This is a genomic window from Rhodococcus sp. 5A-K4, assembly GCF_046097995.1.
GTDB lineage: Bacteria > Actinomycetota > Actinomycetes > Mycobacteriales > Mycobacteriaceae > Rhodococcus_F > Rhodococcus_F erythropolis.
On sequence record NZ_JBJURM010000008.1, the window covers coordinates 33200 to 47339 of the forward strand.

The window sequence follows — 14140 nt, forward strand, 5'->3', positions numbered from 1 at the left end:
GGAGGCCTCTGGCCAGAACTCTAGGACGAACCGGCCTTCGATTCCGTATCCAATTTGCCATTGCTGGCCTTAAACGGCCGCGAGCACTGAACGACCGAACGATCAGCGGATGGAACGCACTTCCGGATCCTCGGAACCGTCCGCAATCGTCGCGGCCTCCACCAGGAGGTTTGCCAGATCCAACGGGTAGACGGGCTCACCGGACTTGGCCAGTCGGCGGATCTCGTCGGCGCTGCACCAGCGATGGCCGGTGATGGCACGCTGTTCCAATTCCGTGTGGCCTTGGAAGACCGGCTCGAAGCCGTGAGTGCGCGTAGCGAAGAACAGCTCTTCCGAACGGATCAGCTCACCGTCGAACGGGAAGATCGCCACCCGACGCCAAAGCGGACCTCGCAGATTCTCCGGCGCTACCTTGAACCCCGTTTCCTCCTCGATCTCACGAACCGCGGCCGCTCGCAGATGTTCGCCGCGTTCGAGCCCGCCGCCGACGGTGAACCAGAAGTAAGTGTTCGGGATCTTGGGATCGTGCCCGCGCAACAGCAGCACCCGATCTTCCTCGTCCAGCATCACCACGCGGGCAGAGGTCCGTGACGTATCCACGGTGATTCCCTCGGGCACCGCCGCCGCGGTCGTGCGCTCAGAGATCTCGAAGTATTGAGGCAGTGGCGCCGTTCCGCCGAGATGTAGCCATCGAACAAGTCGTCGGGTACGCAACGCGAGAGTGTCTCGCACCGCGTCGTTGTGGAACCGCCGGGCGATCAGCACGCGCGCCTCGGCATCGGCCAACTCGGCCACCAGTTGAGGTCGCAGCGACGTCGTGCCGTAGGCAGCGAGAGCATTGGACAGCCGGTTCTCGGCAAGCTCGCGATCCTGACGATCCGCCCGTTCGGCGGCGTCCGCCAAGGTGACGAATCTGCGGGCGTCGTCGGCGCTCATGTCCACAGCCGCCGCGCGGACAACCGCGGCACGACGGGACAGAGCCGCATCGAGCGCCAACCACGACTGATCCGAACGCACATGCAGTCGATCGAGTCGGTTCGCCGTCCCGTACGCCCACAGTCCGACGACCAGGACGACGGCAGCGACGAGCCCGAGAATGAAGATCGTCAGAGCGGAGAAGGTCATGAACCCACCACGCGTACGCCGGTGCCGCCAACCGTGACGGTCTCGTAGACACGCAGGATCTGTTCGGCCACCACCGGCCAGTCGTATTCGGCAACAACACTTGTCGCGGTGTTGACCAGCGCGCGTCGTCGATCCGGGTCACCGAGAACGGAATCGATTGCCTCGGCCAAGGCATCGGAGTTCCCGATGGGGACCAGCAAGCCGGCCTGACCGTCGCGAAGAACACGGCGGAAAGCGTCCAACTCACTGGCCACGACGGCAGTGCCAGCCGCCATGGCCTCGACCAGCACGATCCCGAAGCTCTCACCGCCGAGATTGGGCGCACAGTAGACGTCCGCACTGCGAAGCGCCGACGCTTTCTCCTCATCGCTGACCTGCCCGAGCAGGCGGAGATGCTTGAAGTACTTGCCCGCCTCTTTGCGGAGTTTCTCCTCGTCGCCGCGTCCGACCACGATCACTTCGAGATCCGGGTGGCGCTCGACCAACTCCGGCAACGCACCGAGTAGTACGGCCATCCCCTTGCGCGGTTCGTCGTAGCGACCGAGGAACAGAATGGTTCCACCTTCGCGCGGGTAGCCGGGCAACAGATCGGCCTCGGCAAACGCTGCGACATCGACGCCGTTGGGAATTTCGACGGCGTCGGATCCGAGGGACTCGACCTGCCACCGACGCGCCAACTCCGAGACTGCGATCCGGCCACTGATCTTCTCGAGATACGGAGCCAAGACACCCTGAAAAGTGCTCAGCACCAACGACTTCGTGGTCGACGTGTGGAAGGTGGCGACGATCGGGCCTTCCGCGATACGCAACGCGAGCATGGACAGACTCGGCGCATTGGGTTCGTGGATATGTAGAACGTCGAAGTCACCTTCCGCGATGAACTTGCGGAGGCGGTTGTTCGCCGTCGGGCCGAAAGACAACCGCGCAACAGAACCGTTGTAGGGAATCGCGACGGCTTTACCTGCGGAAACCACAAAATCCGGCAACTCGTCGTCATCGGACGACGGCGCAAGCACACTCACTTTGTGACCACGTTCGATCAGCACCTCGGCCAGATCCACCACGTGCGCCTGCACGCCACCGGGGACGTCGAAGGAGTACGGGCAGATCATGCCGATCTTCATTCACCCTCCATGCGGGCGAGCCGCGATTCGGAGAGGTCGGAGCGCCACAGCGGCTGAAGCATGTGCCAGTCAGCGGGGTGCGCTGCGATGTTGACCGCGAAACGGTCGGCAAGTGCCTGCGTGGCCGGGCCGACTCCGCCGGATACGTCGATCGGCGGGTCGATCTTGAAACCCCAACCGTCGGGAGTGAACCAGCAGTGGACCGGAAGTAGCGGCGCGCCGGTATCGATCGCGAGCTTCGCCGGGCCGGCGGGCATGCGAGTGGGTTCTCCGAAGAAGGTGACGGGCACACCCTTCTTCGCCAGATCGCGCTCCCCCAGCAGGCACACGATCTTGTTCTCGCGCAGATGCTTGGACAGTTCGACGAATGGAGGATGCTCCCCGCCGCTGAGCGGAAAGATCTCGAAACCGAGACTCTCGCGGTATTCGACAAACCGTTCGTACAGGGATTCGGGCTTGAGTCGCTCGGCAACGGAGGTCAACCCACCCCATTGCTGAACACACCACACGCCGGCCATGTCCCAATTACCGCTGTGGGGCAGCGCCAATACCGCGCCATGACCTGCCGCCATTGCCTTTTCCAGATGTTCCTGGCCCTCGACCAGCGCATGCAGCGCTTTACCGGTCGCGACCAGATCCATCGACGGAAGACGGAACGCCTCACGCCAGTACCGGGCGTACGAGCGCATCGAATCCTTGATCAACTGATCCGGAACTTCCTCCGGCGTCGTGCCCAGAACTCTCGCGAGGTTCTTCCTGAGTTGTTCGGGTCCGCCCTTGCGTACCGCGAAATCCGCTCCGGCGTCGAACAGCTTGACCGCCACCGATTCCGGCAGGCTTCGTACCAGACGCCAACCCGCGGCGTATCCCAGATCGGTTGCACGCTCGGCAAAGCTCATTTCTCTGCCTCGCCGTCCGTTTTAGGCTCGCCGTCGGTGTTCGGCGCGCCTTCGACCGTCGATGCCGCCGGGGCGATCGGCAGAAGTTCCCGGGCGCCAGGCGAATTGCGCACCGCGAGCACTCGTTGGAAGACCGTCACGATACTTCCGGCGGCAAGTACCCACATCGCGATGTGAATCGCCCACGTTAGACCCATACCTGTCAGGCCAGATCCGACCAACACGATGATCAGTCGGTCCGGGCGCTCGATCCACCCGCCGTCCGCAGTCAGCCCGCTCGCCTCCGCGCGCGCCTTCGCGTACGAGATGACCTGCGAGGTGACGAGGCAGATGAGCGTCGCGACGAGCAGCCACTTGCTGTTCTCGTGGTAGACCGCCCACCAGGCCAGGCCGGCAAAAATCGCGCCGTCGGCCACGCGGTCGCAGGTCGCGTCCAGTACCGCCCCGTACCGCGTTCCGCCCCCGCGAGCACGAGCCATTGCGCCGTCGAGCATGTCGAACATGACGAAGAACCAGATGAACAAGGTTCCCCAGAACAGATGTCCGGACGGAAACAGCGTCACCGCACCGGCGACGCTTGCCACCGTGCCGATCACCGTCACCGAGTCCGGCGTCAGACCGGTCTTGACCAGCGCCTTCCCCATAGGTGCCGTCACCTTGGACACCGATGCGCGCCCGAAGAAGCTCAACACCGCAGGAACCCTCCCCGTCGTGAGTTCCGGTTCGGAACTCGTTGCAGCAATGCATCCTGCCATGAAGCCGGATGCATCAACCTATTGTTGCCAGGCACCGGCGAGTAGTCCCCTGGTCTCCCGCAGCAATTGCGGCATCACCTTGACCCCACCGAGCACGGTGATGAAGTTGGCGTCGCCGCCCCAACGTGGGACTACGTGTTGGTGAAGGTGCTCGGACAGCGAACCGCCCGCGGCAGCACCGAGATTCAGACCGACGTTGAATCCGTGCGGATTCGACACGCTCTTGATCACCCGCAACGCACGCTGGGTGAACGCCATCAACTCGGCGCTCTCCTCCGGCGTGAGGTCTTCGAGGGCCGCGACCTTGCGGTACGGCACCACCATCAGGTGACCCGGGTTGTACGGGTACAGGTTCAAGACCGCGTAGACGTGTTCACCGCGGGCGACGATCAACCCTTCCTCGTCCGACATTTTCGGAATGTCGATGAACGGTTCACCCGTCGTACCCGGGGTGTTGGGCGCCTCGGTGATGTACGACATCCGATGTGGCGACCAAATACGCTGCAAATGATCAGGATCACCGACGCCGTGGTCGATCAGCGAACCCGGACCCTCGTCACCGGGGGCGCTCACTGCGCCACACTTGGCTGCACCAGTTCGGCTGTCGGCGAGGCATTCTCGCGGCGGCCGATCCACTCGGTGACGATCCGGACGGCGTCGTCGACGGGAATTCCGTTGATCTGGGTGCCGTCACGGAAACGGAAGCTGACCGCGCCGGCCTCCACGTCACGCTCGCCCGCGAGGAGCATGAACGGGACCTTTTGCGTGGTGTGGTTACGGATCTTCTTCTGCATCCGGTCGTCACTGAAATCGACCTCGGCGCGAACACCGGCTGCCTTGAGCTTCTTCGTGACGTCGAACAGGTGATCGGCGAACGCCTCGGCCACTGGGATTCCGACGACCTGCACCGGCGCCAGCCACGCCGGGAAAGCGCCCGCGTAGTGCTCGGTCAGGACACCGAAGAACCGCTCGATCGAGCCGAACAGCGCGCGGTGGATCATGACCGGACGAGTCTTGACGCCGTCGTTGCCGGTGTACTCGAGTTCGAACCGCTCGGGCAGGTTGAAGTCGAGCTGGATGGTCGACATCTGCCAGGTGCGGCCGAGTGCGTCCTTGACCTGAACGGAGATCTTGGGACCGTAGAACGCGGCTCCACCCGGATCCGGCACCAGAGTCAGGCCGGAAGCTTCGCCGACCTCGGCGAGCGTTGCGGTCGCCTCTTCCCAGACGTCGTCGCTACCGACGAACTTGTCCGGGTTCTTGGTGGACAGTTCGAGGTAGAAGTCGTCGAGGCCGTAGTCCTTGAGCAGGTTCAGAACGAACTGCAGGGTGGTGGTCAGCTCGTCGCGCATCTGCTCACGGGTGCAGTAAATGTGAGCGTCGTCCTGGGTCATGCCGCGCACGCGGGTCAGGCCGTGGATGACGCCGGACTTCTCGTAGCGGTAGACCGAGCCGAATTCGAAGAGCCGCAACGGCAATTCACGGTACGAGCGTCCGCGAGCACGGAAGATCAGGTTGTGCATCGGGCAGTTCATCGGCTTGAGGTAGTAGTCCTGGCCCGGCTTACGCACGGTGCCGTCCTCGTTCAGTTCCTCGTCGACGTGCATCGCCGGGAACATTCCGTCCCGGTACCAGTCGAGGTGACCGGAAACCTCGTACAGATGTCCCTTGGTGATGTGCGGAGTGTTGACGAACTCGTAGCCCGCCTCGATGTGGCGGCTGCGCGAGTAGTTCTCCATCTCGGTGCGGATGATGCCGCCCTTGGGGTGGAACACCGGCAGACCCGAACCGAGCTCGTCGGGGAAGCTGAAGAGGTCCAGTTCGGTACCGAGCTTGCGGTGATCACGACGCTCGGCCTCGGCGAGCAGTTCGAGGTACTCGTCCTGAGCCTCGGTGGACTCCCACGCGGTGCCGTAGACACGCTGAAGATCGGCGTTGTCCTGGTTGCCACGCCAGTAGGCGGCGGAGCTTCGGGTCAACTTGAAGGCCGGAATGTGCTTCGTGGTCGGAATATGCGGGCCGCGGCACAGATCGGACCAGATCTTGTCGCCAGTGCGCGGATCGAGATTGTCGTAGATGGTCAGCTCGTTGCCGCCCACCTCCATGATCTCGGGATCGTCGATACCGGACTTGTCGTCGATCAATTCGAGCTTGAAGGGCTCGTCGGCCAACTCGACCCGAGCGTCCTCGATCGAATCGACCACTCGACGCGAGAAACGCTGCGATCCCTTGATGATCTGCTTCATACGCTTTTCGAGCTTGGCCAGATCCTCCGGAGTGAACGGACGATCCACTGCGAAGTCGTAGTAGAAGCCATCCTTGATCGGCGGACCGATCCCGAGCTTCGCGTCGGGGAATTCCTTCTGGACCGCCTGCGCGAGGACGTGAGCCGCGGAGTGCCGGATGACGCTGCGGCCGTCCTCGGTGGATGCTGCCACCGGCTCGACGTCGACATCGACCTCAGGTGTCCACGACAGATCCTTGAGCGTTCCCTCGCCATCGCGGACAACGACGATCACGTCGGGCCCCTTCGTGGGGTATCCGGCTTCGCGCACTGCAGTCCCGGCGGTCGTCCCCGCGGGCACCCGAAGTGGGGCGGCTGAGTGCTCTGGCGCGGGACTGGTCACGGCGATGTGCTCCTAAAGGTATTGCGACAAGTTAGACAGGCGTCGTACCCACTGCGAGTACGCGCACGATCATGTTATCGGCCCTACCGACATGGTGAGACAACCGAGTGAAGGAAACCGGGCCGCGTTCAGCTCACAGTGGCGACTCGAGCCACGAGTAGTCCAGGCCCACCCATGTCCCGATCAGGCCGAAGGTGCCGAGCACCCACAACGTCGCCAGGACGATCACTGTGGTGAACAGAACGCCCAACCCCTTGACGAACAGCGACTGCTTGCCGAACCATTCCATGAACCTGTCGTATCGAGCCTTCGCGAAATGAAGGAGTCGATGTGCCCACGCGAACTCCGACGCCAGTATGCCGAGGCCGGCGAAGACGATGAGCCAACCGGGCCCGGGGTACGGAATAGCCACGATGCCTGCTGCGAACACGATCGTGCCCACGACTCCCACGCCGATGCGGTACGCAAGATTGAGGGTGGGCCGCGCGGCGATTCCAGCGCGCCACCGCTCCCAGCGGGACTCTGCGTCTTGGAAGACGGACAGGTCTGAATCGTCGACGGGAGAATCGACCTTTTCGGTACTCAAGTCGGTCACCTTTTCGGTCGCGAAATGTCTCTTCGACCAGGCTACCGAAATCATCGGCCGGCGACCTGCGACGACGGTCTGCATGCCGAAACAACCGTGCCCTCGAACAGCTGTGCTCTCAAACGACTGTGCTCTCAAACGACTGAAGGCGTCCCCGATGATCGGGAACGCCTTCAATGTTTTTCTGTGGTCCCGGCTGGGATCGAACCAGCGACCTTCCGCGTGTGAAGCGGACGCTCTCCCACTGAGCCACGGGACCGTAAGTCATCCGAACGCATGCGCTCGAACGAGTTGGAACATTAACACGGCTGCGCGATGAATACGAATCACCAGGTTGGCATTCGTTTTGCTCCAGGCGACCCCGAAATCTACGAATTCGAGCTGATTTCAGACCGTATTCATCGCCAAGACGGACAGTTGCAACGCGCGCGACGGGCCGATTCGACTCCGAACACGCCACTGAGCTGGTGATTTGTGTGTATCCGACACGGTCGGCTAATGTTTCCAACGCACCGAGGAGAGCGAGCAGCTCCCCAAGCAACACGGTGCGATGCGGACGTGGCGCAGCTGGTAGCGCACAACCTTGCCAAGGTTGGGGTCGCGGGTTCGAATCCCGTCGTCCGCTCGAGAGGTGTGACTCAACCTTTTACGGTGGAGTGGCCGAGTGGTGAGGCAACGGCCTGCAAAGCCGTGCACACGGGTTCGATTCCCGTCTCCACCTCGCGCGATTAGCTCAGCGGGAGAGCGCTTCCCTGACACGGAAGAGGTCACTGGTTCAATCCCAGTATCGCGCACCACGTCAGGCCCTCGGGCCTGATGGTCAAGACCTGCTTGCAGGTCTGATAAGTTAGAAAAGTACTGAGTTCCGGTAACGGAGTTCATTGCTCATGCGGACGTGGCGCAGCTGGTAGCGCACAACCTTGCCAAGGTTGGGGTCGCGGGTTCGAATCCCGTCGTCCGCTCCATTTTTCTCCAGAACCCGCGCGATTAGCTCAGCGGGAGAGCGCTTCCCTGACACGGAAGAGGTCACTGGTTCAATCCCAGTATCGCGCACCATTTGAAATTGCAAGAAGCCGGAACCTCAGGGTTCCGGCTTTTTGCGTTCGAGCGCCGAACACATCAACCGCAGTACAGACGCAAGCCCTCTCGGGAATCCACGTCAGTACTGCGGTTGATGTAGCTGATCAGATTGATGTAACTGATCAGATTGATGTAACTGATCAGTGAGAGAAGCGGTTCGCTGCCGAAGTCATCGCGCGCAGCGAGGACTCAGTCGACGACTCCGCAATCCCCATCGCCCAGCTCCGACGGCCGTCGCACTCGGTAAAGATGAACGTCGCCGTGCGGTGGCCGATCTGGTGCTGATGGAAAGACAGGATCTCGAGCGAGATTCCCGCGTCGTGCAGCATCGACGTCATGGCCGAGATCGCGCCAGTCGAGGTGGCGGAAGCCTTCTGGATGCGCTCCCCCAGACCGAGAGTCGCTTCGAAAGTCCAACGACCCGGCGCAATCTTCTCGGAGGACCACGCGCCCAAACGGATCGGGCCGCTCATAGCCGCATACGTGGACTCGAACTCGGTCCAAGACATCGCTGAGCATTCGGCGCGCAGGCCGGCTGGCAGAGATTTTCCGTGACGCGTCGCGAAAGGATCAGCAGCGGTAGAAGAAGAATCAGAAGCGAAGGCAGAATCAGAAGCGAAGGCGAAGTTGTAAGTCATGATCGTGGTCTTCCTGGAATGAAGTGGAGGACCAACTGGTAGCAAGACGACCCGCAGCGAGGGGTCGGTCCGATTCAGACCCCGCTACGGCGGCTTACTACGAGAATTCGCTTCATGAGAGACGAGGCTAGGCGGCCCGGTTCGAGAATGCAACCCGGACCGCCTCCGCACAGGTCAGACCTGAGCCGATTTGTGCCCGGCGATCAGGGCGCGATACCACTCGAACGAGGTCTTCGGTGTGCGCTTCTGGGTATCGAAATCGACGTGGACCAGGCCGAATCGTTCCTGGTAGCCGGCTGCCCACTCGAAGTTGTCGAGGAGTGACCACACAAAATAGCCACGGACGTCGACACCGTCGTCCATGGCCGATCGGAGGGCGCGAAGGTGCGCATCGTGGTAGTCGATTCGCGCTTCGTCCTCGACGACGCCTGCGGCATCCGGTGCGTCGTGGAATGAACATCCGCTTTCCGTGATATAGATCGGCGGCAGTGCGTCACCGAACCGAGCTCGGAACGTCCGCAGGATCTCACCCAGCCCTTCGGGAACGATCGGCCATCCGAAATCGGTTGTGGGATAACCGGTAATCGCGACAGGCGCAAAGGGCAGGCCCGGCGGTAGGTCGACCTCGAGCACACCTTCGGTCCCCTGGCCTTCCACCGGAGCGGCAATCATCGTCGGCTCGTAGTAGTTGATCCCGTACCAGTCGAGCGGCGCCCCGATGATTTTCAAGTCCTCGTCGACGGGACCGCTGAGCAGCTGGGCGAATTCGTCGGCGGGGTACTTTCCGACCAATACCGGGTCGGCGAACATCCAATTGACGACGTGGTCGTAGATGTCGGCAGCCATCACGTCTTCCGGGGAATCGGAAGCGGCCCGCACCGGTGCATGGTTCGAGGCGATTCCGATGTTCGTGCATCCGGTTGCCCGAAGCGCTTCGACAGCGAGGCCGTGCCCGAGCAGCTGGTGATGTGCGGCTTGGAAAGCCTCGAACCCCAAGGCCAGGCCGGGGGCATGAACTCCCAGGGCATGACCGTAGAGCGTGTGCACTACCGGTTCGTTGAGCGGCATCCACATTCCGACGCGATCGGACAACCGTTCGCCGACGACCTGGGCGTACTCCCCCAGCCGGTACGAGGTGTCTCGGTTCATCCAGCCGCCCTGCTCTTGCAGTGCGAGGGGCAGATCCCAGTGAAAGAGAGTGACGGCAGGAGTAATTCCCACCGAACACAGTCGATCGATCAGGCGGTCGTAGAAGTCGAGCCCTTTCGCATTCACGGCTCCCGATCCGGTGGGCAGAATTCGCGACCACGACAGGGACAGCCGATAAGCGTCGAGCCCGAGGTCTTTCATCAACTCGATATCCGATTCCCAGCGGTGATAATGATCGGCAGCAACCGCTCCGGTGTCGCCCCCGACGACTACACCGGGGCGGTCACAGAACTCGTCCCAAATCGACGGTCCGCGACCGTCTTCGGCCACAGCTCCTTCGATTTGGTAGGCCGCGGTGGCGGTTCCCCAGACGAAGGAAGACGGAAATTCTGGTGTCGGCTGCCGAGTCATGTCGGTCAGTTAATCAAAGAACCGTGCAAAACACGCAGCTTTGTTGGACACTCGACCAGTATCAAGATCCAGTACCGTTCGGCCTAACCGAACGAACGAGACAAAGGCCCTGCTTGATGACGGATAACACCCGCACCCTGACGAGGGCTCGGATCGCCACTTCGGTGGCCTTCGGACTTCAAGGATTTCTGCTCGCCGCCATTCTGACGCAGCTGCCGCAGTACAAGGACTTGTTCGAGCTGAGCGAGACACTGGTTGTGGTTGCGGTTGTCACCGTGTCCGTCATCGCCGGGCTCGGCAGCGTGCTCGCCGAGATTCTGGCCGTGAGAACGTCGAGCAAGATGACTCTGCGAACCGGACTCGCCGTCATCGCAGTCTTCGGCGGGGCAACCGGAATTGCGCCCAACGCGGCGATGTTCTTCGTCTTCCTGGCGATCTACGGCATCGGACTCGGCATGGTCGACGCCGCCGCCAACATGCAGGCAGTCTCGATCCAACACGCCAAGGGCCGCTTCATCCTCTCCTCGTTCCATGCTTCCTGGAGCGTCGGAGCGATTGTCGGCGCTCTGTTCATCTCTGCTACCGCAAGCCTCGACATCTCGATCCGCATAACGCAGGTGATCGCGGGAGTTGTTGTCGGACTGATGCTTCTGGCCTTCGGCCCGCAACTGCTCGATCGCTCCGAGTCTCCGGTTGCCGATGCAAACATCACGAGCACCGCGAAATTCACCGTACCCACCCGCGCCTTCGTCCTGCTCGGCGTCGCGATGGCATTGTTCTATGCGGTCGACTTCAGCGTCGGAAACTGGTCGACGCTGTACGTCAAGGACGAACTGCTCGCCGACGCCGGGACGGCCGCCCTTTCCGTGGCGGCGTACCAAATCGCGGCATTGGTCGCACGACTGACCGGCGACTACTGGGTCGGCAAGTTCGGTGAGACCACCGTCGTGCGGATCGGCTCTCTCATCGGCGTGGTCGGCATGACGATCGTTGTCCTCGCGCAATCTCCCGCCGTTGCCATCGCCGGCTTCCTGATCGTCGGCCTCGGCGTACCGGTGATCGCCCCGATCTGCTTCAGCGCCGCCGGACGGATGGCTCCCCCGGATCAGGTCGACGCGGTGATCGCACGCATCAACCTCTTCAACTACGTCGGCACGGTGGTCGGCGGCGGCATCGTCGGCGCGGTCGCTGCCTTCAGTGACCTTCGAATCGGGTTCCTGATTCCGCTGGCGTTCTGCGCGATCTTGATAGTCCTTGCTCCCGCGTTCGCACCGAAACGAGCCACGACGCCGGTCGCCGAGAATGCCGCTTGAGCATCACGCTCGACGAAGGTGGTGTACTTGATCAACCGAATCATGTGCGCGAGAGGTAGAAACTGACGTGACGATCACCGTTGACCGGGCCGGAATCTGGGACTCCGAAGCAATCGCCGACGTGGCAGCGGTGACGTTTCCGCTGGCTTGTCCGCCGGGCGCATCCGACGACGACATCAGTGCCTTCATCGACAACGTCCTATCCGTCGACAAGTTCTCCGAGTATCTGACGGACCCGACACGAACCGTTCTCAAGGTCATTCGCGACGGCGCGATCGTCGGCTACGCGATGCTCGTCGACGACGAGCCCGCCGACCCGGACGTCAAAGCTGCTGTGACACTTCGCCCGACGACGGAACTGAGCAAGTTGTACGTGCTTCCGGGAAACCACGGAACCGGCGCGGCAGCATCCTTGATGGACGCGGTTGTCGACCATGCACGACGCAGCGGAAGTGCCGGGATCTGGCTGGGTGTCAATCAGGAAAATCTGCGCGCCCAGAAGTTCTACGCCAAACATGGCTTCACCCAGGTCGGCACAAAGACGTTTCTCGTGGGGGCACAACTCCACCACGATTTCGTGATGGAGCGTCCCGTCAGCTGACAGGCCTGCTGATCAGCCGGCCGCGACCTCGAAACGAGAAAGTGCGAGCAGACGCGAGGTCGCGCGCAGGTACTTCTTCTTGTACCCACCGGCGAGCATCTCGGGAGTGAAGATCTCGTCGAGGCGTGCGCCGGAAACGGTGACCGGGATGCTCGCGTCGTACAAGCGGTCGGCAAGAACCACGATGCGCAGTGCAACAGACTGATCCGTGGCCGGGTGAACGCCGTCGATGAAGACTGCCTTCACACCCTCGACCAGCTTGTTGTAGCGCGACGGGTGCAGTGTGCTGAGGTGCTTGCACAGCTCGTCGAAGTTGTCGAGCGTGGCGCCGTCGATCGCCTCGGCCCGAGAGACCAATTCCTCCGAGGAGATGGGCTCCGGTGCGGGCGGGAGATCGCGGTGACGGTAGTCGGGGCCGTCGACGCGAATCGTCTCGAAGATCGAGCCGAGCTTCTTGATCTCGCGAAGGAAGTCCTGAGCCGCGAAGCGACCCTCACCGAGCTGGCCGGGAAGCGTGTTCGACGTCGCAACGATGGACACGCCGCGCGCGGAAAGCTCCGAAAGGAGGCGAGAGACGAGCATGGTGTCTCCCGGATCGTCGAGCTCGAACTCGTCGATGCAGAGAACGCTGTGGTCGGCGAGCGCTTCGACCGCTTTGTTGAAGCCGAGAGCGCCGACGACGTGTGTCAGCTCGACGAAGGTTCCGAAGGCCTTCGGCGTCGGAACGCTGTGGAAGATCGACGCCAGCAAGTGAGTCTTACCAACACCGAACCCGCCGTCGAGGTACAGGCCGGCGCCGGTCGCCTGGGTCTTCTTGCCGAACAGTCCGCGGCGTCCACCACTACGGATCTTGGTTACGCGCTTGGAGAATTCCTCGGCCTTGGCGACAGCAGCTGCCTGGCTCGGTTCCTTCGGATCAGGAATGTAGGACGCAAAACTCACCTCGTCGAACATTGCGGGAGGCACCATTTGAGCTACCAGTTGATCGGCGGGTACCACCGGGCTGCGATCGACAAGACGTTCATGCATCCGTCAAGGGTATCTACGTGATGTGATCTCTCATGTGCACCGTATGGATATTGCGACCTACTTCACACCAGGCCACGAAGACGAACTCCGCGGCATGTACGCCTATCCGGCGAACCTCTCCCAACCCTGGATGCGCGTGAACTTCGTTTCCAGCATCGACGGGTGCGTCTCCGTCGACGGAGTGAGCCATGGACTGGGCACACCTGCAGACAAGTCGGTATTCGGGATCTTGCGCGAACTTTGTGACGTCGTCGTGGTCGGCGCAGGCACAGCGCGAGCCGAGAACTACGGGGGTGTGCAGATCTCGGACGCAGCCCAGGCGCGACGAAAGGCGGGCGGCCTCGCTCCGGTCCCACCGATCCTCGTCGTCTCGGCGCACGCGTCGATCGACCCTGAAAGCCGGCTCCTACGAGATACCGAAATTCCGCCGATTCTTGTTGTCGGTAGCGCCGCGGACAGCGCAGCGATTTCAGCGCTGAGATCGGCCGGAGCGCAGGTGGAGGTGACGGACTCACCGAATGTCAGCAGCGGCGACATCGACAGGGCCTTGTCGGCTCGCAAGCTCCGTCGCGTGCTGTGTGAGGGCGGGCCGTCACTTTTCGGGCAGTTGATCGAGGACAATGCCGTCGACGAACTCTGCATCACCACTTCACCTCAACTGGTGGGGAGCAAAGTCGGCCGAATCTCGCTCTCCCCCAATGCAATGCCCACGTCGATGCGTCCCGCTCACATTCTCGGCGATTCGGACGGCACGATCCTCACTCGATGGGTTCGTCAGCAGCCACGTCGGTGAACCTGGCACT

The 14140-nt window shown here is 62.2% G+C and carries 13 protein-coding genes and 6 tRNA genes; 8 read left to right on the plus strand and 11 right to left on the minus strand.

The genetic code is table 11. From position 1 onward, the window contains the following. Nucleotides 1-102 precede the first annotated feature (102 nt). The 8 genes from ACKAMS_RS12825 to ACKAMS_RS12860 form a co-directional block, all read right to left on the minus strand. Complete coding sequence (locus ACKAMS_RS12825) at nucleotides 103-1125, minus strand: NUDIX domain-containing protein (protein WP_042951805.1); 1023 nt, start codon at nucleotides 1123-1125, stop codon at nucleotides 103-105. Then, nucleotides 1122-2249 carry a glycosyltransferase family 4 protein gene (locus ACKAMS_RS12830; protein ID WP_003943332.1) on the minus strand — a complete coding sequence of 376 codons (1128 nt, stop codon included), beginning with the start codon at nucleotides 2247-2249 and terminating at the stop codon, nucleotides 1122-1124. Before ACKAMS_RS12830 ends, ACKAMS_RS12825 begins: the two co-directional genes overlap by 4 nt. Continuing rightward, nucleotides 2246-3148: a phosphatidylinositol mannoside acyltransferase gene (locus tag ACKAMS_RS12835; protein WP_042919909.1), complete on the minus strand. Its 903-nt coding sequence runs from the start codon at nucleotides 3146-3148 to the stop codon at nucleotides 2246-2248. Before ACKAMS_RS12835 ends, ACKAMS_RS12830 begins: the two co-directional genes overlap by 4 nt. After that, the gene (pgsA, locus tag ACKAMS_RS12840; RefSeq protein WP_408989108.1) at nucleotides 3145-3840 is read right to left on the minus strand and encodes a phosphatidylinositol phosphate synthase; all 696 of its coding nucleotides are present in this window, start codon (nucleotides 3838-3840) and stop codon (nucleotides 3145-3147) included. The genes ACKAMS_RS12835 and pgsA overlap by 4 nt, the downstream gene beginning before the upstream one ends. Nucleotides 3841-3921: 81 nt before the next feature. Further along, on the minus strand, nucleotides 3922-4476 hold the full coding sequence (locus ACKAMS_RS12845; protein ID WP_264614478.1) for an HIT domain-containing protein: 555 nt from the start codon (nucleotides 4474-4476) through the stop codon (nucleotides 3922-3924). Then, on the minus strand, nucleotides 4473-6530 hold the full coding sequence (gene thrS / locus ACKAMS_RS12850) for a threonine--tRNA ligase (protein WP_047888389.1): 2058 nt from the start codon (nucleotides 6528-6530) through the stop codon (nucleotides 4473-4475). The genes ACKAMS_RS12845 and thrS overlap by 4 nt, the downstream gene beginning before the upstream one ends. A gap of 133 nt (nucleotides 6531-6663) precedes the next feature. After that, nucleotides 6664-7116: a TIGR02611 family protein gene (locus ACKAMS_RS12855; RefSeq protein WP_029255280.1), complete on the minus strand. Its 453-nt coding sequence runs from the start codon at nucleotides 7114-7116 to the stop codon at nucleotides 6664-6666. A 187-nt stretch (nucleotides 7117-7303) separates the two neighbouring features. Further along, nucleotides 7304-7375, minus strand: a tRNA-Val gene (locus tag ACKAMS_RS12860). 293 nt (nucleotides 7376-7668) lie between these two features. Between ACKAMS_RS12860 and ACKAMS_RS12865 the strand changes: the two genes are divergently transcribed. The 5 genes from ACKAMS_RS12865 (at nucleotide 7669) to ACKAMS_RS12885 (ending at nucleotide 8172) form a co-directional block, all read left to right on the plus strand. Then, a tRNA-Gly gene (locus ACKAMS_RS12865) sits at nucleotides 7669-7741 on the plus strand. A 25-nt stretch (nucleotides 7742-7766) separates the two neighbouring features. Continuing rightward, nucleotides 7767-7837 (plus strand) — tRNA-Cys (locus ACKAMS_RS12870). A 1-nt stretch (nucleotide 7838) separates the two neighbouring features. Next, nucleotides 7839-7913 (plus strand) — tRNA-Val (locus ACKAMS_RS12875). A gap of 92 nt (nucleotides 7914-8005) precedes the next feature. Then, nucleotides 8006-8081, plus strand: a tRNA-Gly gene (locus ACKAMS_RS12880). Nucleotides 8082-8097: 16 nt separating this feature from the next. After that, a tRNA-Val gene (locus ACKAMS_RS12885) sits at nucleotides 8098-8172 on the plus strand. Between the two features lie 164 nt (nucleotides 8173-8336). Here the strand turns inward: ACKAMS_RS12885 and ACKAMS_RS12890 are convergent. Together ACKAMS_RS12890 and ACKAMS_RS12895 are read right to left on the minus strand one after the other, a co-directional pair. Next, nucleotides 8337-8834, minus strand: coding sequence for an alpha-isopropylmalate synthase regulatory domain-containing protein (locus ACKAMS_RS12890; protein ID WP_070385159.1), 498 nt, complete (start codon nucleotides 8832-8834; stop codon nucleotides 8337-8339). A 174-nt stretch (nucleotides 8835-9008) separates the two neighbouring features. Then, the gene (locus ACKAMS_RS12895; RefSeq protein ID WP_070385158.1) at nucleotides 9009-10394 is read right to left on the minus strand and encodes a GH1 family beta-glucosidase; all 1386 of its coding nucleotides are present in this window, start codon (nucleotides 10392-10394) and stop codon (nucleotides 9009-9011) included. Between the two features lie 116 nt (nucleotides 10395-10510). On the opposite strand from ACKAMS_RS12895, the gene ACKAMS_RS12900 reads away from it, so the two are divergent. Both ACKAMS_RS12900 and ACKAMS_RS12905 read left to right on the plus strand, forming a co-directional pair. After that, nucleotides 10511-11707 carry an MFS transporter gene (locus ACKAMS_RS12900; RefSeq protein WP_019748279.1) on the plus strand — a complete coding sequence of 399 codons (1197 nt, stop codon included), beginning with the start codon at nucleotides 10511-10513 and terminating at the stop codon, nucleotides 11705-11707. A gap of 67 nt (nucleotides 11708-11774) precedes the next feature. After that, a complete protein-coding gene (locus ACKAMS_RS12905; RefSeq protein WP_019748278.1) occupies nucleotides 11775-12308 on the plus strand; it encodes an N-acetyltransferase in 534 nt (177 codons plus the stop codon). Between the two features lie 12 nt (nucleotides 12309-12320). Here the strand turns inward: ACKAMS_RS12905 and zapE are convergent, their stop codons facing one another. Beyond that, nucleotides 12321-13337, minus strand: a complete 1017-nt coding sequence (gene zapE, locus ACKAMS_RS12910) for a cell division protein ZapE (protein WP_408989109.1) — start codon at nucleotides 13335-13337, stop codon at nucleotides 12321-12323. 43 nt (nucleotides 13338-13380) lie between these two features. Between zapE and ACKAMS_RS12915 the strand changes: the two genes are divergently transcribed. Beyond that, nucleotides 13381-14130, plus strand: a complete 750-nt coding sequence (locus ACKAMS_RS12915; protein ID WP_408989110.1) for a pyrimidine reductase family protein — start codon at nucleotides 13381-13383, stop codon at nucleotides 14128-14130. The last annotated feature ends 10 nt before the right edge of the window (nucleotides 14131-14140 follow it).

What these genes read in the sequence shown, in the direction of transcription:
- ACKAMS_RS12900 (WP_019748279.1), top strand. Translation starts at nt 10,511, where the DNA reads ATGACGGATAACACCCGCACCCTGACGAGGGCTCGGATCGCCACTTCG.
- ACKAMS_RS12895 (WP_070385158.1), bottom strand. Translation starts at nt 10,394, where the DNA reads ATGACTCGGCAGCCGACACCAGAATTTCCGTCTTCCTTCGTCTGGGGA.
- ACKAMS_RS12825 (WP_042951805.1), bottom strand. Translation starts at nt 1,125, where the DNA reads ATGACCTTCTCCGCTCTGACGATCTTCATTCTCGGGCTCGTCGCTGCC.
- ACKAMS_RS12915 (WP_408989110.1), top strand. Translation starts at nt 13,381, where the DNA reads ATGGATATTGCGACCTACTTCACACCAGGCCACGAAGACGAACTCCGC.
- ACKAMS_RS12835 (WP_042919909.1), bottom strand. Translation starts at nt 3,148, where the DNA reads ATGAGCTTTGCCGAGCGTGCAACCGATCTGGGATACGCCGCGGGTTGG.
- ACKAMS_RS12890 (WP_070385159.1), bottom strand. Translation starts at nt 8,834, where the DNA reads ATGACTTACAACTTCGCCTTCGCTTCTGATTCTGCCTTCGCTTCTGAT.
- zapE (WP_408989109.1), bottom strand. Translation starts at nt 13,337, where the DNA reads ATGCATGAACGTCTTGTCGATCGCAGCCCGGTGGTACCCGCCGATCAA.
- ACKAMS_RS12830 (WP_003943332.1), bottom strand. Translation starts at nt 2,249, where the DNA reads ATGAAGATCGGCATGATCTGCCCGTACTCCTTCGACGTCCCCGGTGGC.